This is a genomic window from Pseudomonas sp. P65(2024), assembly GCF_057480955.1.
This window is the reverse complement of the sequence record NZ_JBLIYX010000016.1, coordinates 93,843-114,522: the sequence shown is the minus strand read 5'-3', so window position 1 is coordinate 114,522 and position 20,680 is coordinate 93,843. Positions and strand designations below refer to the sequence as shown.

General features: G+C 64.5%; 15 protein-coding genes. 12 read left to right on the top strand and 3 right to left on the bottom strand.

Annotated features, from left to right (window positions below):
- The 7 genes from ispG to AC25MA_RS20150 all read left to right on the top strand — a co-directional run bounded on the left by ispG (position 1) and on the right by AC25MA_RS20150 (position 8,010).
- The gene (gene ispG, locus AC25MA_RS20180) at positions 1 to 1,110 is read left to right on the top strand and encodes a flavodoxin-dependent (E)-4-hydroxy-3-methylbut-2-enyl-diphosphate synthase (protein WP_028689597.1); all 1,110 of its coding nucleotides are present in this window, start codon (positions 1 to 3) and stop codon (positions 1,108 to 1,110) included.
- A 24-nt stretch (positions 1,111 to 1,134) separates the two neighbouring features.
- Positions 1,135 to 2,424 carry a histidine--tRNA ligase gene (gene hisS, locus AC25MA_RS20175; protein WP_028689598.1) on the top strand — a complete coding sequence of 430 codons (1,290 nt, stop codon included), beginning with the start codon at positions 1,135 to 1,137 and terminating at the stop codon, positions 2,422 to 2,424.
- A gap of 38 nt (positions 2,425 to 2,462) precedes the next feature.
- Positions 2,463 to 3,104 (top strand): tetratricopeptide repeat protein, encoded by a 642-nt coding sequence (locus tag AC25MA_RS20170; protein ID WP_028689599.1) that lies wholly within the window; start codon positions 2,463 to 2,465, stop codon positions 3,102 to 3,104.
- Positions 3,079 to 4,248, top strand: coding sequence for an outer membrane protein assembly factor BamB (gene bamB, locus AC25MA_RS20165; RefSeq protein ID WP_088852385.1), 1,170 nt, complete (start codon positions 3,079 to 3,081; stop codon positions 4,246 to 4,248). The genes AC25MA_RS20170 and bamB overlap by 26 nt, the downstream gene beginning before the upstream one ends.
- A 117-nt stretch (positions 4,249 to 4,365) precedes the next feature.
- A complete protein-coding gene (der, locus tag AC25MA_RS20160) occupies positions 4,366 to 5,829 on the top strand; it encodes a ribosome biogenesis GTPase Der (protein WP_028689601.1) in 1,464 nt (487 codons plus the stop codon).
- A gap of 253 nt (positions 5,830 to 6,082) precedes the next feature.
- Positions 6,083 to 7,231 carry a pyridoxal phosphate-dependent aminotransferase gene (locus AC25MA_RS20155; RefSeq protein ID WP_028689602.1) on the top strand — a complete coding sequence of 383 codons (1,149 nt, stop codon included), beginning with the start codon at positions 6,083 to 6,085 and terminating at the stop codon, positions 7,229 to 7,231.
- Positions 7,219 to 8,010: an amidohydrolase gene (locus AC25MA_RS20150; protein WP_050704052.1), complete on the top strand. Its 792-nt coding sequence runs from the start codon at positions 7,219 to 7,221 to the stop codon at positions 8,008 to 8,010. Before AC25MA_RS20155 ends, AC25MA_RS20150 begins: the two co-directional genes overlap by 13 nt.
- A gap of 71 nt (positions 8,011 to 8,081) precedes the next feature.
- Here AC25MA_RS20150 and AC25MA_RS20145 read toward each other — a convergent pair whose 3' ends face one another.
- On the bottom strand, positions 8,082 to 10,637 hold the full coding sequence (locus AC25MA_RS20145; RefSeq protein WP_186594415.1) for a PepSY domain-containing protein: 2,556 nt from the start codon (positions 10,635 to 10,637) through the stop codon (positions 8,082 to 8,084).
- Between the two features lie 102 nt (positions 10,638 to 10,739).
- The gene (locus tag AC25MA_RS20140; protein ID WP_028689605.1) at positions 10,740 to 12,977 is read right to left on the bottom strand and encodes a TonB-dependent receptor; all 2,238 of its coding nucleotides are present in this window, start codon (positions 12,975 to 12,977) and stop codon (positions 10,740 to 10,742) included.
- 223 nt (positions 12,978 to 13,200) lie between these two features.
- Between AC25MA_RS20140 and AC25MA_RS20135 the strand changes: the two genes are divergently transcribed.
- Together AC25MA_RS20135 and AC25MA_RS20130 are read left to right on the top strand one after the other, a co-directional pair.
- Positions 13,201 to 13,881: a Fe2+-dependent dioxygenase gene (locus AC25MA_RS20135; protein ID WP_028689606.1), complete on the top strand. Its 681-nt coding sequence runs from the start codon at positions 13,201 to 13,203 to the stop codon at positions 13,879 to 13,881.
- Between the two features lie 3 nt (positions 13,882 to 13,884).
- A complete protein-coding gene (locus AC25MA_RS20130) occupies positions 13,885 to 14,634 on the top strand; it encodes a tetratricopeptide repeat protein (RefSeq protein WP_486972332.1) in 750 nt (249 codons plus the stop codon).
- 120 nt (positions 14,635 to 14,754) lie between these two features.
- On the opposite strand, the gene AC25MA_RS20125 is transcribed toward AC25MA_RS20130, so the two are convergent.
- Positions 14,755 to 15,918, bottom strand: a complete 1,164-nt coding sequence (locus AC25MA_RS20125; RefSeq protein WP_028689608.1) for a type III PLP-dependent enzyme — start codon at positions 15,916 to 15,918, stop codon at positions 14,755 to 14,757.
- 656 nt (positions 15,919 to 16,574) lie between these two features.
- On the opposite strand from AC25MA_RS20125, the gene AC25MA_RS20120 reads away from it, so the two are divergent.
- The 3 genes from AC25MA_RS20120 to AC25MA_RS20110 all read left to right on the top strand — a co-directional run bounded on the left by AC25MA_RS20120 (position 16,575) and on the right by AC25MA_RS20110 (position 20,559).
- The gene (locus AC25MA_RS20120; RefSeq protein ID WP_062364543.1) at positions 16,575 to 17,105 is read left to right on the top strand and encodes a sigma-70 family RNA polymerase sigma factor; all 531 of its coding nucleotides are present in this window, start codon (positions 16,575 to 16,577) and stop codon (positions 17,103 to 17,105) included.
- A complete protein-coding gene (locus tag AC25MA_RS20115) occupies positions 17,053 to 18,036 on the top strand; it encodes a FecR family protein (protein WP_247283582.1) in 984 nt (327 codons plus the stop codon). The genes AC25MA_RS20120 and AC25MA_RS20115 overlap by 53 nt, the downstream gene beginning before the upstream one ends.
- Before the next feature lie 108 nt (positions 18,037 to 18,144).
- The gene (locus AC25MA_RS20110) at positions 18,145 to 20,559 is read left to right on the top strand and encodes a TonB-dependent siderophore receptor (RefSeq protein ID WP_486972331.1); all 2,415 of its coding nucleotides are present in this window, start codon (positions 18,145 to 18,147) and stop codon (positions 20,557 to 20,559) included.
- Positions 20,560 to 20,680: the final 121 nt, after the last annotated feature.

Genomic DNA, 20,680 nt, shown 5'->3' with positions numbered 1-20,680 from the left:
ATGCACGGCGAATCTCCGATCAAACGTCGCGAATCCCGCAAAATCTGGGTCGGCAATGTGCCGGTGGGTGGTGATGCGCCCATCGCGGTGCAGAGCATGACCAACACCGACACCAACGATGTCGCCGCCACCGTGGCGCAGATCCAGCGCCTGGTCGATGCCGGCGTGGACATCGTGCGTGTCTCGGTGCCAGACATGGACGCCGCCGAGGCGTTCGGCCGCATCAAGAAACTGGTCAGTGTGCCGCTGGTCGCCGACATCCACTTCGACTACAAGATCGCCCTGCGCGTGGCTGAGCTTGGCGTCGACTGCCTGCGCATCAACCCGGGCAACATCGGCCGTGAGGACCGTGTGCGCGCCGTGGTCGACGCGGCCCGTGACCGCGGCATCCCGATCCGCATCGGCGTCAACGCCGGTTCCCTGGAAAAGGACCTGCAGAAGAAGTACGGCGAGCCCACCCCGGCGGCGCTGGTCGAGTCGGCGCTGCGCCATGTCGAGCACCTCGACCGCCTGGATTTCCAGGACTTCAAGGTCAGCGTCAAGGCCTCCGACGTGTTCATGGCCGTCGAGGCCTACCGCCTGCTGGCCAAGCAGATCATCCAGCCGCTGCACCTGGGGATCACCGAAGCCGGCGGCCTGCGCTCGGGGACGGTGAAATCCGCCGTCGGCCTAGGTATGCTGCTGGCCGAAGGCATCGGTGACACCATCCGCATCTCCCTGGCCGCCGATCCGGTCGAGGAAGTGAAGGTCGGCTACGACATCCTCAAGTCGCTGCACCTGCGTTCCCGTGGCATCAACTTCATCGCCTGCCCGAGCTGCTCGCGGCAGAACTTCGATGTGGTCAAGACCATGAACGAACTGGAAGGGCGCCTGGAGGACCTGCTGGTACCGCTGGACGTGGCGGTGATCGGTTGCGTGGTCAACGGTCCGGGCGAGGCCAAGGAATCGCACGTGGGCCTGACCGGCGGCACGCCGAACCTGGTCTACATCGATGGCAAGCCATCGCAGAAGCTGAACAACGACAACCTGGTCGACGAGCTGGAAAAGCTCATCCGCCAGAAAGCGGCCGAGAAGGCCGAGGCCGACGCGGCGCTGATCGCCCGCGGCTGAGACACAGATTCGTAAGGACTACTCGTGAGCAAATCGCTGCAAGCCATCCGTGGCATGAACGACATCCTGCCCGACCAGTCGCCGCTGTGGCGCTATTTCGAGGGCACAGTGGCCGGCTTGCTGGACAGCTACGGCTACAGCCAGATCCGCACGCCGATCGTCGAGTTCACCGAGCTGTTCAAGCGCTCGATCGGTGAAGTCACCGATATCGTCGAGAAGGAAATGTACACCTTCGAGGACCGCAACGGCGACTCGCTCACCCTGCGCCCCGAAGGCACCGCAGCCTGCGTGCGTGCCGTGCTCGAGCACGGCATCACCGGCAACGGCCAGGTGCAGAAACTCTGGTACATCGGCCAGATGTTCCGTCACGAGCGTCCGCAGAAGGGCCGCTACCGCCAGTTCCACCAGATCGGTGTTGAGGTGTTCAACCTCGATGGCCCGGACGTCGACGCCGAACTGATCATGCTGACCTGGCGCCTGTGGGGCCTGCTGGGCATCCAGGACGCGGTCGAGCTGCAGCTCAACAGCCTGGGCACCAGCGAAGCCCGCGCCCGCTATCGCGACGCGCTGGTCGAGTTCCTCTCGGCCCGCCTCGAGCAACTGGACGAGGACAGCCAGCGCCGCCTGAAAAGCAACCCGCTGCGCATCCTCGACAGCAAGGATGCGAACACCCAGGCGGTGCTGGTCGGCGCGCCGAAGTTGGAAGACTACCTGGACGAAGAGTCCCGCGTGCACTTCGAGGGCCTGAAGGCCCGCCTCGACGCCGCCGGCATTCCGTTCGTGATCAATACCAAGCTGGTGCGCGGCCTGGACTACTACAGCAAGACCGTGTTCGAGTGGGTCACCGACAAGCTCGGCGCCCAGGGTACCGTCTGCGCCGGTGGTCGTTATGACGGCCTGGTCGAGCAGATGGGCGGCAAGCCGACCCCAGGCGTCGGTTTCGCCATGGGCATCGAGCGCCTGATCCTGCTGCTGGAGACCCTGGGCAAGGTGCCCGAGTCGATCAGCCGCACCATCGACGTCTACCTGTGCGCCTTCGGCGAGCCGGCTGAGTTGGCCGGCCTGCGCCTGAGCGAAAGCCTGCGCGATCGCCTGCCGGGCCTGCGCCTGGCGGTCAATGCCGGTGGCGGCAGCTTCAAGAGCCAGTTCAAGAAGGCCGACAAGAGCGGCGCGTTGTTCGCGCTGATTCTGGGTGACGACGAGCTCGAGAAGCAGCAGATCGGTCTGAAGCCCCTGCGTGGCCAGGGTGAACAACAGAACATTGCCTGGGATGCGCTTGCCGCGCACCTGGAAACCGCGATCGCCCAGGCGTGACGCGGTCTGACAACGAATAGGCGAATAGGAGTATTGGGGTGTCGAGTACCGATGATGAGAGCCTGGCTGCAGCCAAGGACTGGTGGAACCGCAACGGCAAGCCGCTGCTGACCGGCGCCCTGCTGGCTGGCGTGGTGGTGTTGGGCTGGCAGACCTGGCACAAGTACCAGGCCAACCAGTCCCAGGGCGCCTCGGCGCTGTACCAGGCGCTGCTGGAAACCTCGTTGACGCCTGACGGCAAGCCCGACGCGAGCAAGGTCGCCGAGCTGTCCGGCAAGCTCAAGAGCGAGTTCGGCGGCACCGCCTACGCCCAGTACGGCAGCCTGTTCGTGGCCAAGGTCGCGGTCGAAAGCGGCAAGCTGGACGATGCGGCCAGCGAGCTGAAGAGCGTGCTGGACAAGCCGGCCGACGCCACCCTCGGCGAGATCTCGCGCCAGCGTCTGGCCCGCGTGCTCGCGGCCCAGGACAAGGCCGAGGACGCGCTCAAGCTGCTCGAGGGCGATACCGACAAGGCCTTCCTGGCCAGCCGCGAAGAACTCAAGGGCGACCTGCTGGTACAGCTGGGCCGCGCCGACGACGCGCACAGCGCCTACGAAAAAGCCAAGGCCGCGCTGTCCGACGACGCCGCGATCGGTGGCCTGCAACTGAAGCTGGATGACCTGGCCAAAGGGGACGCCTGAAGTGAAGGGTTGGAAACAAGCAGCAGTGCTCACCCTCGCCGTGCTGGCGGCGGGTTGCAGCAGCAACAGCAAGAAGGAACTGCCCCCGGCCGAGCTGACCAAGTTCACCGAGGAAGTGGTGCTGAAGAAGCAGTGGAGCCGTTCGATCGGTGACGGCCAGGGCGAGACCTACAACACCCTGGTGCCGGCCATCGAGAACGACCGCATCTACGCCTCCGACGTCAACGGCGAGGTCTTCGCGCTGAACCGCATCACCGGCGACGTGGTGTGGAAGAAGGACCTCGAGCTGCCGGTATCCGGCGCGGTGGGCGTGGGCTACGGCCTGGTCATGCTGGGGACCCTCAAGGGCGAGGTCATCGCCCTGGATTCCAGCACCGGCGAGGAGCGCTGGCGCTCGCGCGTCAGCAGCGAAGTGCTGGCGCCGCCCGCCAACAACGGTGACGTGGTGGTGGTACAGACCCAGGACGACCGTCTGGTCGGCTTCGACGCCGCCACCGGCGACCGTCGCTGGATCTACGAGAACAGCCCTGCTGTGCTGACCCTGCGCGGCACCGGCGCGCCGGTGGTGACCAACCGCCTGGCCGTGGCCGGCCTGTCCACCGGCAAGGTGGTGGCGGTCGATATCAGCAACGGCGTGCCGGTGTGGGAGAGCCGCGTGGCGATTCCGCAGGGCCGTTCCGAGCTGGACCGTGTGGTGGACATCGACGGCGGCCTGCTGCTGTCCGGTGGCACCCTCTACGTCAGCACCTACCAGGGCCGCGTCGCCGGCCTGGACCTGGAAAGCGGCCGCGTGCTGTGGCAGCGCGATGCTTCCAGCTATGTGGGTGTCGCTCAAGGCTTCGGCAACGTCTACGTGAGCGAAGCGTCGGGTACCGTGCAGAGCGTCGACGAGCGTTCTTCCAGCTCGCTGTGGAGCAACGATTCGATGGCCCGCCGTCAGCTGTCGGCGCCGGAAGTGTTCTCCAGCTACGTGGCGGTGGGCGACTTCGAGGGTTACCTGCACCTGCTCAGCCAGGTCGATGGCCGCTTCGTCGGCCGTGAGCGTATCGACAGCGATGGCCTGCGCGCCCGACCCCTGGTGGTCGGCGACACCATCTACGTCTTCGGCAACAGCGGCAAGCTCGAGGCACTGACCATCCGCTGAAGCTATGCTTGAGCTCGCTCGCGGGCTCAGGCCGCGGCGCATGAAGCGCCGCCCGAACTCCGGCCGCTGCCTTGCAGCGGCCTTTGCATTTTCAAGAATTCAAGAGTGGAGAGCCGCATGGTTCCCGTAATCGCCCTGGTGGGCCGGCCGAACGTCGGTAAATCCACCATGTTCAACCGCCTGACCAAGACCCGCGACGCCATCGTCGGCGACCTGTCGGGCCTGACCCGTGACCGCCAGTACGGCGATGCCAGCTGGCAAGGTCGTTCCTACATCCTGATCGACACCGGTGGTATCACCGGTGACGAAGTGGGCATGGACGAGAAGATGGCCGAGCAGTCGCTGATGGCCATCGAGGAAGCCGACTACGTGCTGTTCCTGGTCGATGCCCGCGCCGGCATGACCGCCGCCGACCAGATGATCGCCGATCACCTGCGCAAGCGGAACAAGGAAGCGATCCTGGTCGCCAACAAGATCGACAACATCGATCCCGATATCGCCCGCGCCGAGTTCTCGCCGCTGGGCATGGGCAACGCCATCCCGGTGGCGGGCTCCCAGGGCCGCGGCATCAACGCCCTGATGGAATCGCTGCTCGGCCATATTCCCCGTGACCCCGAGGAAGAAGCCCTCGAAGAGGATGTCGCCGAAGGCGAGGAAGCCACGCGCATTCCCGGCCCGAGCGAGAAAGACGGCATCAAGATCGCCATCATCGGCCGCCCCAACGTCGGCAAGTCGACCCTGGTCAACCGCATGCTCGGCGAGGAGCGCGTGGTGGTGTACGACCAGCCGGGCACCACCCGCGACAGTATCTACATCCCGTTCGAGCGTGATGGCGAGAAGTACACCTTCATCGACACCGCTGGCGTGCGCAAGCGCGGCAAGATCCACGAGGAAGTCGAGAAGTTCTCGGTGGTGAAGACCCTGCAGGCGATCAAGGACGCCAACGTGGTGATCTTCGTCATGGACGCCCGCGAAGGCGTGGTCGACCACGACCTCAACCTGCTGGGCTTCGCCCTGGACGCCGGCCGCGCCGTGGTCATCGCCCTGAACAAGTGGGACGGCATGGAGCCGGGCGAGCGCGACTACGTGAAGACCGAGCTGGAACGCCGGCTGTTCTTCGTCGACTTCGCCGACATCCACTTCATCTCGGCGCTGCACGGCACCGGCGTGGGCCACCTGTACAAGTCGGTGCAGGCCGCGTTCAAGTCGGCGGTCACCCGCTGGCCGACCAGCCGCCTGACGCAGATCCTCGAAGACGCCATCAGCGTGCACCAGCCGCCGTTGGTCAACGGTCGCCGCATCAAGCTGCGCTATGCCCACCTTGGTGGCGCCAACCCGCCGCTGATCGTGATCCACGGCAACCAGACCGACAAGATCCCCAACTCGTACTCGCGCTACCTGGAGAACACCTACCGCCGGGTGCTCAAGCTGGTCGGCACGCCGATCCGCATCGAGTACAAGGGCGGTGACAACCCGTTCGAGGGCAAGAAGAACACCCTCACCGATCGCCAGGTCAACAAAAAGCGCCGCTTGATGTCGCACCACAAGAAGGCCGAGAAGAAGCGCCGCGACAAGCGTTAGTAACAACGCTTGCAGAACCCTCGTTGGGAGGGGCCCCGCGATGAGAGTGTTCAGGTCAATTGACTGCCTGATCCGACCTGATCGCGGGGCAAGTCGCATCGGCGCACCGCCGCTCCCACGCTTCATTCTGCTGTTGGGTTGCAACGATTGACCCACCGCAATCCCCCTATTGTTTCAACCTTTTTCCTGACTGCTTGATCCGCTATGCTCGGACCCAACCCCGTGCCGGACAAACCCCAGGAAAGAGGGCTCCATGATCCGCAGCAAACTGCCGAACGTCGGCACGACCATCTTTACCACCATGTCGCAACTGGCCATGCAGACCGGTGCGCTCAACCTGTCCCAGGGCTTCCCTGACTTCAATGGACCCCAGGCCCTGCTCGATGCCGTTGGCCGGCATGTGGCCGCCGGGCACAACCAGTATTCGCCGATGACCGGCCTGCCAGCCCTGCGCCAGCAGGTTGCAGCCAAGATCGCCCGGCTGTATGGCGTGGCAGTGGATGCCGATCACGAGGTGACCATTACCCCGGGCGCCACCGAGGCGATCTTCTGCGCCATCCAGGCGGTGATCCACCCCGGTGACGAGGTGATCGTCTTCGACCCCAGCTACGACAGCTATGAGCCATCGGTGGAGCTGGCCGGTGGCCGCTGCGTGCATGTGCCGCTGCGCGACGGCAGCTTCAGCATCGACTGGCAGAGGTTCAGCGACGCCCTGAGTCCGCGCACGCGCATGGTCATCCTCAATTCGCCGCACAACCCCAGCGGCGCCTTGATCAGCCGCGAAGACCTGGACCAGTTGGCCGCGTTGATCGGCAACCGCGATATCTATCTGATCAGCGACGAAGTCTATGAGCACCTGATCTACGATGGCGTGCGCCACGCCAGCGTGCTGGCCCACGCGCAGCTGTACAGCAGAGCCTTCGTCATCAGCTCGTTTGGCAAGACCTATCACGTCACCGGCTGGAAAACCGGTTACGTGGTTGCGCCACCGGCGCTCAGCGCCGAATTGCGCAAGGTGCACCAGTACGTCAACTTCTGTGGCGTGACTCCCTTGCAGTGCGCCCTGGCCGACTTCATGGCCGAGCACCCCGAGCACATCGACGAGCTACCGGCCTTCTACCAGGCCAAGCGCGACCTGTTCTGCGATTTGCTGCAGGCCTCGCGCTTCACTTTCACCCGCACCCCGGGCACTTACTTCCAGCTGGTGGACTATTCGCAGATCCGCCCCGACCTGAACGATGTCGACATGGCCCTGTGGCTGACCCGTGAGCATGGCGTGGCCAGCATCCCGGTGTCGGTGTTCTACCAGCAACCCATCCCCGAGCAACGCCTGGTGCGCCTGTGCTTTGCCAAACGCGAGGAGACGCTGCGCCAGGCAGCGGAGAAACTATGCGCGATCTGAGCCAACTGCCGAACCTGAAAATTGCCCTGGTGCAGACCACCCTGGCCTGGCACGACCGCGAGGCCAACTACGCGCACTTCGAGGAGTTGATCGGCCAGGCCGGCGAGGTGGACCTGGTGGTCCTGCCGGAAATGTTCACCACCGGTTTTTCGATGGAGTCCGAAAGCCTGGCGGAGCCGGAAAACGGCCCGACCTACAAGTGGCTCAAGGCCCAGGCGAAGAAAGCCAACGCGGTGATCACCGGCAGCGTGATCATCCAGGCCGCCGACGGCAGCCACCGCAACCGCCTGCTGTGGGCACGGCCCGACGGCGAGATCCTGCACTACGACAAGCGTCACCTGTTCCGCATGGCCGGCGAGCACAAGCACTACACTCCTGGCGAGCGCCAGGTGCAGTTCGAGCTCAAGGGTTGGCGGATCCGCCCGTTGATCTGCTACGACCTGCGCTTCCCGGTGTGGAGCCGTGACGCCCAGGACACCGACCTGCTGCTGTACACCGCCAACTGGCCGGCGGCGCGGCGCCTGCACTGGAACCGCCTGCTGCCGGCGCGCGGCATCGAGAACCTGTGCTTCGTCGCGGCGGTGAACCGGGTCGGCACCGATGGCAAGGGCTTCGCTTACTCCGGCGACAGCCAGGTGTTGGACTTCCAGGGCGAGAGCCTGCTGAGCGCGGGCGAGGCCGACGGGGTGTTCACCGTGGTGTTGCGGGCGGCGGAGCTTGCGGCGTACCGGGCGCGGTTCCCGGCGAACCTGGATGCCGATACCTTCGATCTGCATTAAGGGCCAATCGCGGGGCCAGCCCGCTCCCACGGTATCGTGGGAGCGGGCTGGCCCCGCGATGCTTTCAGGCTTCAGTACACATCTCGCCGATACCGCCCATCCTCGATCAACTGCTGTACGACAGCCTCGCCCAGGATTCCCTGCAACGCCGCATCCACCCCGGCCGCCATGCCTTGCAGGCTGCCGCAGACATACACGCAAGCGCCATCCTCGATCCAGCGCTTGAACTCGGCGGCCTGCTGCAACAGCACGTCCTGCACATAGATCTTCTGCGCCTGGTCCCGCGAAAACGCCAGGTCCAGCCGTTGCAGGTCGCCGCTTTCCACCCAGCCCTGCAGCTCCTCGCCGCACAGCAGGTCGTGCGCCCGGTTGCGTTCGCCGAACAGCAGCCAGTTGCGTTGCTCGCCTCCAGCAATGCGGGCCTTTAGCAGGCTGCGCAGACCGGCCAGGCCGGTACCATTGCCGATCAGCACCAAGGGCGCCGATTCGACGGGCAGGTGGAAACCGCTGTTGCGACGCAGGCGCGCGCTGACGCTGCCTTCCAGCGGCAGGTATTCGGTCAGCCAGCCGGAGCCCAGGCCCAGGTTGCCATCGGCGTGGCGCTCCTGGCGCACGATCAGCTCCAGCACGCCATCGCTGGCGATGGAGGCAATCGAGTATTCACGGGCGGTGAGCGGGATCAGTGCGTCGACCAGTGCCTGGGCATGCAGGCCGATCAGGTGTTCGCGGCTGACCGGCAACTGGCGGCTGGCCAGGGCCTGCGCCAGGGTTTCCTGCAGGCCGTCGAGCTGCACCGGGCTGCCTGGGTCAAGGCCCAGGCCGGCAAGGAAGGCATCGACACGGGGCTGGCCGTTGCGTGGCAGGATCTCGATCAGGTCACCGGCCTCCCAGGTTGCGGGCGCTTCTGCCTGCAGGCCCAACAGGTACACCGGCGCCCCCTGGCTGCCGGGGTTGAGCTGATCGCGGCGCGACAGGCGCCAGTTGCCGAAGCTTGGCGGCTGCCAGGCGGCGACCGGGCGGGCGCCGGTCAGGTGCGTCAGCTCCTGTTGCCACAACCGCAGGGCGGCGGGGTCGGCGTTGTCCACCTCAACCGGGCTGAAGGCGCAGGTGGCGCCACGTTCGCCGAGCCAGGCCTGGAGTCGGCGGGCGAAGCCGCAGAAGTGCGGGTACTGGCGGTCGCCCAGGGCCAGCAGGGCGTAGTCCAGGTGATCCAGCGGCCAGGCTTGGCCGAGGACCTTGCGCTCGAAGCCACGGGCGCTGTCCGGAGCTTCGCCGTCGCCGAAGGTGCTGACCACGAACAGTGCTCGGTTGGCCTGGCGCAATTCGGTTTCGCCCAATTCGGCCAGCGGGCGTACCTGCACCGGCAAGCCGGCGGATTGAAGTTGGCCGGCGCTCTGCCAGGCCAGCTGTTCGGCGAAGCCGCTCTGGCTGGCGAAGCCGATCAACCAGCTATCTCCGTCATTGGCCTGAGTGGCCACCGCGCCACGTGCGGCGCGAACCTGACGCTTCTTGCGTCGACGGTCGAGGTACAGCAGCCAGCCGGTGACGAAGAACAGCGGCATGGTCAGGCTGGCGAGGGTGACGATGATTCGCCCCGGCAGGCCGAAGTAGCTGCCCACGTGCAGAGCGTAGACGCTCTGCAGCAACTGGGCCTTGAACGACTTGTCGGTGTAACGCTCGTGACGCTTGACCTGGCCGGTGGCCGGGTCGAGGGTGAGGGTGTTCAGGGCGCGCTCGTGGTCGGCGCCTTGCAGCAGGTAGAACAGGGTCGCCGGTTGCCCGCCGGCCGGCGGCAGGCGCAGGTTGTAGGTGGACAGGCCGGGGCCTGCGGCGGCCTTGAGATTGGTCCAGATGGCATCGTAATCGACAACAAGAGGCGGGGCGTTCTTGTCCACCCTGGTCGGGCCATGGCGACCGCCGCGACCTTCGCCACGCTTCTGCTCGCCGGCCGCGGGTTGGTCGGCCAGCAGGCGATTGAGGCCTTCGCGGTACCATTCGTAGGACCAGAACAGCCCGGTCAGGGCGAACAGCAGGTAGAACAGCAGGCACCAGGTGCCGAATACCGCGTGCAGGTCCCAGTTGAAGGCGCGGCCTTTCTTCGCCCAGTCCAGCGTCAGCCAGGCCCGCCAGTCCAGTGCCTTGCGCGGCCAGCGCAGGTACAGCCCCGAGAGGCAGAAGAAAATCAGCATCAAGGTGCAGGCGCCGGTGATCTGCCGGCCTGTGTCGCCCATGGCCAGGAACCGGTGCAGGTTGAGCATGAGGTTGAAGAAGCCCAGGCCAGCCACGTCACCCTTGAGCTCGCCGGTGTACGGGTCGGCGTAGCGCAGCGCGCCACGGCGCTCGCCGGGGGCGGGGGTAAAGAAGATTCGCGCGGCGTTGCCCTCGCGGGTATCGACCCAGAGCATGGAGACCTTGTCGCCTTGCGCGGCCTCGACCCGGCGCACCAGTTCGGCCGGCGCCAGCACGCCTTCCTGGCGGATCTCGACCTTCAGTACCTCGGCGTTGAATGCCCGCAGCAGTTCTTCCTGGAACGACCAGATCGCGCCGGTCATGCCCATCAGCGCCAGCACCAGGCCGGCGGTGATGCCAAGGAACCAGTGCAATTGGAACAGCGTCTTCTTCACCACATCGATTACCTTGTATTGCCGCCAGGGACTGCGCGGCGTGCATTATGCCTTGATACGCAAAAGCCCCGTTCAAGCGAATGAACGGGGCCTGGTGCTGCTGCATCAGAAGTGGAAGTTGGCGCTCATCAAGGCAGTGCGGCCAGCGGCCACATGGGCGTAGTGGGTCGAGAACACCTGGTCGAAGTAGCGTTTGTCCGTCAGGTTCTGCAGGTTCAGCTGCAGGTCCACATTCTTGGTCAGGCGATAGGTCGCCATGGCATCGTAGCGCCAGTATGACGGTACTTCGACGGAGTTCGCCTCGTCACCGAAGCGGGCGTCGACGAAGGTCGCGCCAGCACCGAGGGTCAGCTGCGGCACGATGTCGTAGGTCGACCAGAAGGTGAAGTTGTTCCGCGGCGTACTCGGCATATGGTTGCCTTGGTTCGCTGCCGTGGTGGTCTTGACGATCTCGCTCTCCATGTAGGTGTAACCGCCGTAGACCTTCCACTTGCTGGTCAGGTTACCGGCGTAGGTCAGCTCCAGCCCCTGGACTCGCTGCTCACCATCGAGCACCTGGTACGTCGCATTGTCAGGGTCGGTGACCCGTGCGTTGGTCTTGTCGGTACGGAACAGTGCGGCAGTGAGCGAGAGGTTCTCGTCGAAGAAGTCCCACTTGGTGCCTATTTCGTAGTTGCGATTGCGTTCCGGATCAAGATTGCTGTTGTTGGCGGCCAGTTCCAGGCCACCGTTGCCGCTGGATTCACCCGACGGGTTGCTGGACGTCGACCAGGCCGCGTAGACGCTGCCGTTTGGCAGGGGCTTGTAGACCACACCCACTTGGTAGTTCCACAGGTGCGCATTGTTTTCACGGGAGAAGTCGCCGGCCACCGAGCCTCGACCGCCGGTGCTGTAGCCGCTGGACTTGGTCTGGTAGTCGTCGTAGCGCAGGCCGAGGTTCAGCGACCACTGTTCATTGAACGTGAGGGTGTCGAAGACATAGGCGGCGCTGGTCTTGGTGTCGGTGTCGGTGTAGGCCGGACTGTCGGTGATGGTGCCCGACCAGCTATCGTCCGGGGAGGGATCGTACAGGCTGGTGCAATCGCCGGAGGCGAGCAGCGCGGGGTTGCAGGTCGTGCCGGTTCCCGCGGCGGAGGTGATCACATAGCCACGGTTGTGGGTGTCGCTGTAGGTGAACTCCAGGCCAGTGACCAGGCTGTGTTCGATGAAGCCTGTGTTGAACTTGGCACTCAGGTCGGTCTGGTTGACCCAACCCTTGGAGGTGGAGTTGCGGTTCTTGGTGGAGCGATAGACTGTGCCGTTGGCAACGTTGCCCTTGCTGTCATCAGGGTTGGTGACGATGTAGTCGAGCGTCGAGCGCGACATGCGCAAGCTGTTGGACAGTGTCAGGTTGTCGTTCAGGTCATGTTCGATGCGCAAGGTGCCACTGTCGTTGCTGGTCTTGCGATAGTCGCGACCGTTCAGGCCATAGAAGTTGTCGCGATCGACATGTGCCGGCCCGTCCACGTTGTACTTGCTGCGCGTGGCACTGCGGTTCAGCGGGATGCCGTAGTCCGGCATATCGTCGGTCTTGAGATGGTAGTAACCCACCGTGACCCGGGTATCGGTGCCCAGGCCGAAGGCAAAGGAGGGGGCAACGCCCCAGCGACTGACATCCACATCGTCACGACCGGCGACATTGGCCTCGTGCTTCATCAGGTTCAGGCGAAAGGCCGAGCTGTCGGTCAACTGCTTGTTCAGGTCCAGGGTCGTGCGCTTGGTCTGGTCGCTGCCCCAGGTGAAGCCGCCATTGTAAGCATCACCCAATTTTGCAGTCTTGGTGACCAGGTTCAGACTGCCGCCAGTGGAGCCGGCGCCGGTAAAGGCCGAACCGGGGCCTTTGCTCACTTCAACCGACTCGACGTTGAAAATTTCGCGGCTTTGCGAGGCGACATCACGCATGCCGTCGACGAACACATCGCTTTCGGCATTGAAGCCGCGAATGATCGGTCGATCACCCGCGGGGTTGCCGCCCTCGCCCGCACCGAAGGTGATGCCTGGGGTCGTGCGCAATGCGTCCACCAGGGTGGTAGCCCCGGTGTCACGGATGACCTGCTGCGGGATGACAGTGACACTCTTCGGCGTTTCACGCAGGGGAGCCGTGTACTTCTTCGAGCTGGCCGTGTCCGACTTGTAGGTGGTGGCATCCTGCGTCGCATTCACGCTGGTGGCGTCCAGCGAGATGACGGCATCCGTGCTCTGCTCGGCAGCCAGCGCCCCTTGTGAAGCGGCGGCGGTGACGGCAACGCCGATGGCGGAGGCGAGCAGACGTGGTGAACTCACAGCAGATGGCACGTGACGCATTGTTGTAGACCTTCCCCAAGGTATGAAGGCCGTGGATGTTAATGTAAGCGAATGTAAGGAACAATTGAGAAGCGTTACCATTCGCCAGAAATTTACATTCTTTACAATTTTGCCTTACGGTTTTTGCGGTCTCATCCGTCGTGCCATGAATAAAGGGGCTTGTGGTAGGTAAAAGTGAATCAATATCATTGACGCTCCTATGGTCATATCTGGTGCCGCCGCCATGCTGCTTCACATTCCCGGGCTGTTCGACGCCGATGAGATCTCGCGCATCCGCGAGGCCCTGGAGCAGGCCGACTGGGCCGACGGCAAGATCACCGCGGGGTACCAGTCGGCCAAGGCCAAACACAACCTGCAGTTGCCCGAGGGCCATGCGCTGGCCAAGGAGATTGGCAGTGCGTTGATCGAGCGGCTGTGGCGCAACCCGTTGTTCATGTCGGCGGCGCTGCCGCACAAGGTGTTCCCGCCGCTGATCAACTGTTACCGCGAAGGGGGCAATTTCGATTTCCACATCGACAACGCCCTGCGCCAGCCCAAGGGCAGCCCGGAGCGGGTGCGCACCGACCTGTCCTCGACGCTGTTCCTCAGCGATCCGGACAGCTACGACGGCGGCGAGCTGGTGATCCAGGACACCTATGGCGTGCGCGAGGTCAAGCTGGCCGCCGGCGACATGGTGCTGTACCCCGGCACCAGCCTGCACAAGGTCAACCCGGTCACCCGCGGTGCGCGCTATGCGGCGTTCTTCTGGACCCAGAGCTTGGTGCGCGAAGACAGCCAGCGCACCTTGCTGTTCGAGATGGACAACGCGGTCCGCCAGCTCACTGCCGATGTGCCCGAGCATCCGTCGCTGCTGCAACTGACCGGCACCTATCACAACCTGCTGCGCCGCTGGGCCGAGGTCTGAGCCGTGTCCTATCAGTTGCGTCGTGAGGATGTGGTGGATGTGGCCGGGTTGCAGGCGATGCTCGAACACAGCCCGGGTCAGGCCGCCCAGGCGATCCTCGCGGCGGCGGGGCAGGGGGTGGTCGAGGCGCAGTTGCTGCTCGGGCAGATTCTGCTCGATGGGCGCGGTATCGAAGAAGATGCCAGTGTGGCCCGCCGTTGGTTCGCCATCGCCGCCCAGGGCGGCAGCGCCATGGCGCACAACATGCTCGGCCGGTGCCTGGAGCACGGCTGGGGCGGCGAGGTGGATCTGGCGCAGTCGGCCATTCACTATGCCCGTGCGGCCGACGCCGGCCTGGACTGGGGGATGTACAACCTGGCCAACCTGCTGGCCACCGGGCGCGGGGTGCCGGCCGACCAGGCCCAGGCGTTGATGTGCTATGAGAAAGCCGCACAGCTGGGGCATGCCAAGTCGATGAACCTGTATGGGCGCTACCTGGAGCAGGGCATTGCCACCGCGCCAAGCCCTGCCCGGGCCGTGCGCTGGTATCGGCGTTCGGCCGAGGCCGGGGATTTTCGCGGGATGTTCAGCCTGGCGCTGGTGCTGGCCGAGCGGGGGGAGATCGGGGAGGCCGGGCCATGGCTGGAACGGGCCAGGGTCGAGGGCAACCTGAATTTCCTGCGCAGTGCGCTGGTGACGTTGCAGGGGGCGGGGCCGGCGCTGATGGCCCATGCGGCGCGCTATGCCGAAGAGATCGAACTGCGCGGTACTTGAGTATGTCCGTTCCGGTCATATCGCGGGGCAAGCCCGCTCCCACGGGTATTCACCACAGGCGTGGGAGCGGGCTTGCCCCGCGATGGAATTGAAAACGGGGCCTTGCGGCCCCGTTGTGCATTACAGGTAGTAGGCTTTCAGCGGCGGGAAGCCGTTGAACTCCACCGCGCTGTAGCTGGTGGTGTAGGCACCGGTGGACAGCCAGTACAGGCGATCGCCGATCGCCAGGTTCAGCGGCAGGCCGTACTTGTAGTTCTCGTACATGATGTCGGCGCTGTCGCAGGTCGGGCCGGCGATCACCACTTCCTCGGTCTCGCCTTTCTTCTCGGTCCAGATCGGGAACTTGATCGCCTCGTCCATGGTTTCGATCAGGCCGGAGAACTTGCCCACGTCGGTGTAGATCCAGCGCTCGACCGCGGTGCGCGACTTGCGCGCCACCAGCACCACTTCACTGACCAGGATGCCGGCGTTGGCGATCAGCGAGCGGCCAGGCTCGAGGATGATTTCCGGCAGGTCGTCGCCGAAGTCTTCCTTGAGGAAGCGGATGATTTCCTCGGCGTAGGTCTCGAGGCTGTTGGTACGGGTGATGTAGTTGGCCGGGAAGCCACCGCCCATGTTGATCAGCTTCAGTTCGATGCCGTCTTCTTCCTTCAGGCGCTCGAAGATCACCTTGACCTTGGCGATGGCCGCGTCCCACACGCTGATGTCGCGCTGCTGGGAGCCGACGTGGAAGGAGATGCCGTAAGGCACCAGGCCCAGGTCGCGGGCGAGGATCAGCAGGTCCATGGCCATGTCGGTCTGGCAGCCGAACTTGCGCGACAGCGGCCAGTCGGCGGTGGTGGAACCTTCGGTGAGGATGCGCACATAGACCTTCGAGCCCGGCGCGGCCTTGGCAATGTTGCGCAGGTCGGCTTCGGAGTCGGTGGCGTACAGGCGCACGCCTTTCTCGAAGAAGTAGCGGATGTCCTTGGACTTCTTGATGGTGTTGCCGTAGCTGATACGGTCGGGGCTGACGCCACGGCCCAGCACCTTGTCCAGCTCGTAGATCGAGGCGATGTCGAAGCTCGAGCCTTTCTCCTTGAGCAGGTCGATGATCTCGACCGCCGGGTTGGCCTTGACCGCGTAGTAGACCTTGGCGAATTCGAAACCGGCGCGCAGGTCGTCATAGGCCTGGCTGATCATCTGGGTATCGATGAGTACGAACGGGGTTTCCTGCTTGTCGGCGAACGCCTTCATCTTCTGGAAGGTGTCACGCGCAAAGTAGTCTTCGACCTGGATCGACATGCTCAAGGGCTCCATGGGCAAACTGAAAAGATAAGTGGCAGCACACTGAACGTCCTCCGTATCCCCACTTTGGTTCGCCTACTTCCCAAGGCATGTCGCCGAAAGCAAAAAGGTCAACCGTGCCGGGAAAGGGCGGCGGGTGACCTTGCTGTCTCGTCGTCAGTACTTGAGCCGGATGGATCGTTTCCAGCATGGACGTTCGGCGCGCACTTTAGGATGTGAAAACCGCAAGATCAACAGGCAGGTCCGGGGTGTTCGTCGTGTATCGACGCTCCACCGCTGCAATTACCGACCGGTGTGTGGCATGGATGTTCCGGAAAAGGCCGCAAGCGTTAAAAATTGTGGAATAGGTGGCGATCTGGTCGCGAACGGCTGAAAGCTGGGTTCTTTGCATGTTGGCTGGCTTTCGCCGCGAAAGAGCCGAAGAATCGGCAGAAGACCGTTTGTCGGAGTTGTGTGGTGAACGGGCTTTTTCCGGAGAGTGTTCATATTTATGGCCACGGTGTGACGCCCGTCATTTTTTTTGAATTCGTCATAAATTTTTTGTTACCGACACTGGAAACCACCCTTGGTCGGCTCAAGGCAGGGCCAATTGCCGTCATTTATGAGAAGCATTACTATTCGCGACCTCATCTGCCTCCCTGACGACCCCGAACGTGTCCGGACACAAAGGCTTTCTCGACCACTACCATGAGCTGATCGGCACCTGGACGCGCAAGTTGCGCAGTCGTCAGCAGGCCGAGGACCTCACCCACGACGCCTTTGTCCGGGTTCTGGAAAACCCGAGCGAGCAGGTCGTGCAGCCGCGTGCCTACCTGCACCAGACCGCCCGCAACATTGCCGTCGATGGCTTTCGCCGCGAGGACCGTCGCCAGGCACTGGAACTTGAGGCGTTCGCCGACGGCGCCGCCAATGGCAGCGACCCGGAGGCCTACGTGCAAGCCCTGGAACTGGCCGACAGCGTCGAGCGGGCGCTGGCCGAGTTGCCGCTCAACTGCCGCCGGGTGTTCATCTGGCAGAAACTCGAGGGCCTGACCCAGGCCGAGATCGCCGAGCGCATGGGTTTGACCAAGAACATGGTCGAAAAGTATATGATCCGCACGCTCCGACACCTGCGTGAGCACTGTCGGCCAGATGAGTCAGGAGACCCCATTGTTCAGACAGCACGCGCCCGACCCCGTGGGTGAGCAGGCGGCCAGCTGGTTCGCCCGGGCCCAGGAAGCGCCGCATGACAGCGCCGTGCAGCAGGCCTTGCAGGCCTGGCTGGCGCAGCACCCACGTCATCGCGAGGAGTATCAGCGCCTGGTACAGCTGTGGCGCGCCGCCGATTTCATCCCCCGACAACGCCTCGAAGCGCTGTGCCAGCCCGAGCCGGCGCGCCCGCTTGCGCGCCGCCGCCTGCTGCGCCAGGCCTTGGCGGCCGGTGTAGCAGTGGCCGCGCTGGGGCTGGGCTGGACAGGTTGGCAGTACCAGCAGCTCAACCATCAGGACACGTTGAGCACGGCCCATGGCGAGCGGCGTCAGGTTGAACTGCCGGACGGATCAAAGCTGGAACTCAACAGTGCCACCCAGGTGCAGGTGATGTTCTCTGCGGGGCGTCGCCATGTGCGCCTGGAGGCGGGCGAGGCGATGTTCATCGTCGCCCACGACAGTGGCCGGCCATTCGTGGTGAGCACCGCCCAGGGTGAAGTCACCGTCACCGGCACCCGCTTCGATGTGCGCCAGGACTTGAGCAGCACCCGCGTGGCGGTGGAACAGGGTTCGGTGAAGGTGCAGGGCGCGGCCGAGTCGCTGGCGCTGCTCGGCGCCGGCCAGGGTTCGCACATCGACGCCCAGGGCAAGGTCGCCGCGCCCTATGCCGTCGACGCCAATGCCGTGACCGCCTGGCGCCAGGGCAAGCTGGTGTTCGACAACGCGCCGCTGAGCGAGGTGGTGGTGGAAGTCTCTCGTTACCGCGCCCAGCCGCTGCATGTGGCACCCGGCAAGGCCGCCGCGCTGCGGCTGTCGAGCACCTTTAGCACCGACGATCCGGACGCACTGTTGCGCGCACTGCCGAGCATCCTGCCGGTGCAGGTGAAGACCCGTCCGGATGGCTCCAGCGAAATTATTTTGAAATAAATTCAGGTTTTTTTCCGTTCGTTCGTCTTCCCCGCCAGCTGCAACTGCCAAGCATTTCCATTTGCATGCGGTTGGCGTTTATCCCGACTCTCAGGACCCCTCGAAGACGTGAACAACAATAAGCCCCTTCTCCAGCTGCGCCGCCTGGCGCTGGCCCTGGCGGTCAGCGCCGCCGGCACCAGCTACGCCGACAGCATCCAGATCCAGGCCCAGCCATTGGCGGGCGCACTCAAGCAACTGGGTCAGCAGACCCACCTGCAGCTGTTCTTCAGCCCCGAACTGGTGGACGGCAAGCAGGCCCCGGCGGTGTCCGGCAACCTGGCGCCGGAGCAGGCCCTGCAGCAACTGCTGCAAGGCAGCGGGCTGACCTTCGAGCAGTCCGCGGACACCGTGGTGGTCAAGCCGGTCCAGGCCGCCGGCACCCTGACCACCGGCAGCCTGGAGCTGGCGCCCACCGATGTGAAAGTGGTTGGTGACTGGCTGGGCGACGCCCAGCAGAGCGTGGTGCAGAATCATCCCGGTGCTCGTACCGTGGTGCGTCGCGAAGCGATGGTGGAGAAGGGCACGATGAACGTGCGCGATGCCCTGCGCGGCATCCCCGGCGTGCAGGTGCAGGACTCCAACGGCACCGGCGGCAGCGACCTGTCGCTGAACGTCGGCGTGCGTGGTCTTACCTCGCGCCTGTCGCCGCGCTCGACCGTGCTGATCGACGGCATCCCGGCGGCCTTCGCCCCTTACGGCCAGCCGCAGCTGTCAATGGCGCCGATCTCCTCGGGCAACCTCGACAGCATCGACGTGGTGCGCGGCGCCGGTTCCGTGCGCTATGGCCCGCAGAACGTCGGCGGGGTGATCAACTTCGTGACCCGGGCGATTCCCGAGAAGGCCTCCGGCGAGTTGTCCACCACCCTGGAGACTTCCCGTCATGGCGGCTGGAAGCACACCGAGTCGGCCTTCGTCGGCGGCACCGCCGACAACGGCATGGGCGTGGCGTTGCTGTATACCGGTGTGAACGGCGACGGCTACCGCAGCAGCAACAACGACAACGATATCGACGACGTGATGCTCAAGACTCACTGGGCGCCGACCGATGTCGACGAGTTCTGGCTCAACTTCCACTACTACGACGGCCGTGCCGACATGCCCGGTGGCCTGACCCAGGCCCAGTACGACCACGATCCCTTCCAGTCGGTGCGCGACTACGACTATTTCAGTGGCCGGCGCAAGGACGTGTCGTTCAAGTGGCTGCGGCAGATCGACGACGCCACCCAGTTCGAGGTGCTGACCTACTACACCGACAGCTTCCGGGGCAGCGCCATCGCCGCGCGCGACATGAAGACCCTGTCGTCGTACCCGCGCAACTACCACACCTTCGCCATCGAGCCACGCCTGTCGCGGATCTTCTTCGTCGGCCCGACCACCCAGGAAGTCAGCGTCGGGTATCGCTACTTGAAGGAAGCCATGCGCGAGCAGTCCACGCGCCTGGCCCTGGTCGACAACGTGCCCACTGTCACCCCGACCTCCGACGGTCATGTGTTCCAGGACCGCAGCGGCGGCACCGAGGCCAGCGCCTATTACATCGATGACAAGATCGACGTCGGCAACTGGACCATCACCCCGGGCATCCGCTTCGAGCACATCAACACCGACTGGCGCGATCGCCCGGTGCTGGACGCCAACTTCCGCCCGGTGCCGGAGAAGAACCGCAGCATCACCAGCAACGAACCGCTGCCGGCGTTGAGCGTGATGTACCACCTGTCCGACGCCTGGAAGCTGTTCGCCAACTACGAGACATCGTTTGGCAGCCTGCAGTACTTCCAGCTGGGCCAGGGCGGTACCGGCAACAACACGGCCAACGGCCTGGAGCCGGAGAAGGCCAAGACCTACGAAGTGGGTACGCGCTATGACAACGGCGGTTTTGCCGGTGAATTGACCGCGTTCTACATCGACTTCGACGACGAGCTGCAGTACATCAGCAACGACATCGGCTGGACCAACCTGGGGGCGACCAAGCACCAGGGCATCGAGGCCTCGGTGCGCTACGACCTGGGCGGTCTCGACCCGCGGCTGGAAGGCCTGTCGGTCAATGGTGGCTACACCTACACTCGCGCCACCTATGAAGGTGATATCCCCGGCTTCAAGGGCCGCGACCTGCCGTTCTACTCGCGCCAGGTGGCCACCGCCGGGCTGCGTTACGCCGTCAACCGCTGGACCTGGAACCTGGACGCGTACGCCCAATCCAAGCAGCGCGCGCCGGGAACCGGGATGAATGCCAACGGCAGCTTCAACGGCAACTACATCACCGAGCCGAGTGCCGACGGGCAGTATGGCGATATTCCGGGGTACGTGACCTGGCATGCCCGTGGCGGCTATGACTTCGGGCCGCAGCTGTCGAACCTGAAGCTGGCGGCGGGGGTGAAGAACCTCTTCGACAAGCAGTACTTCACGCGTTCCAGCGACAACAATGCCGGGATCTATGTGGGGGAGCCGCGCACGTTCTATGTGCAGGCCAGTGTAGGGTTCTGATCCGAGATTGCCGGGGCCGCTGCGCGCCCCATCGCGAAACAAGGCCGCTCCCACAGGTACTGCGCCGGCCTGGAGGCTGATGCTATACCTGTGGGAGCGGCCTTGTGTCGCGATGGGGCGC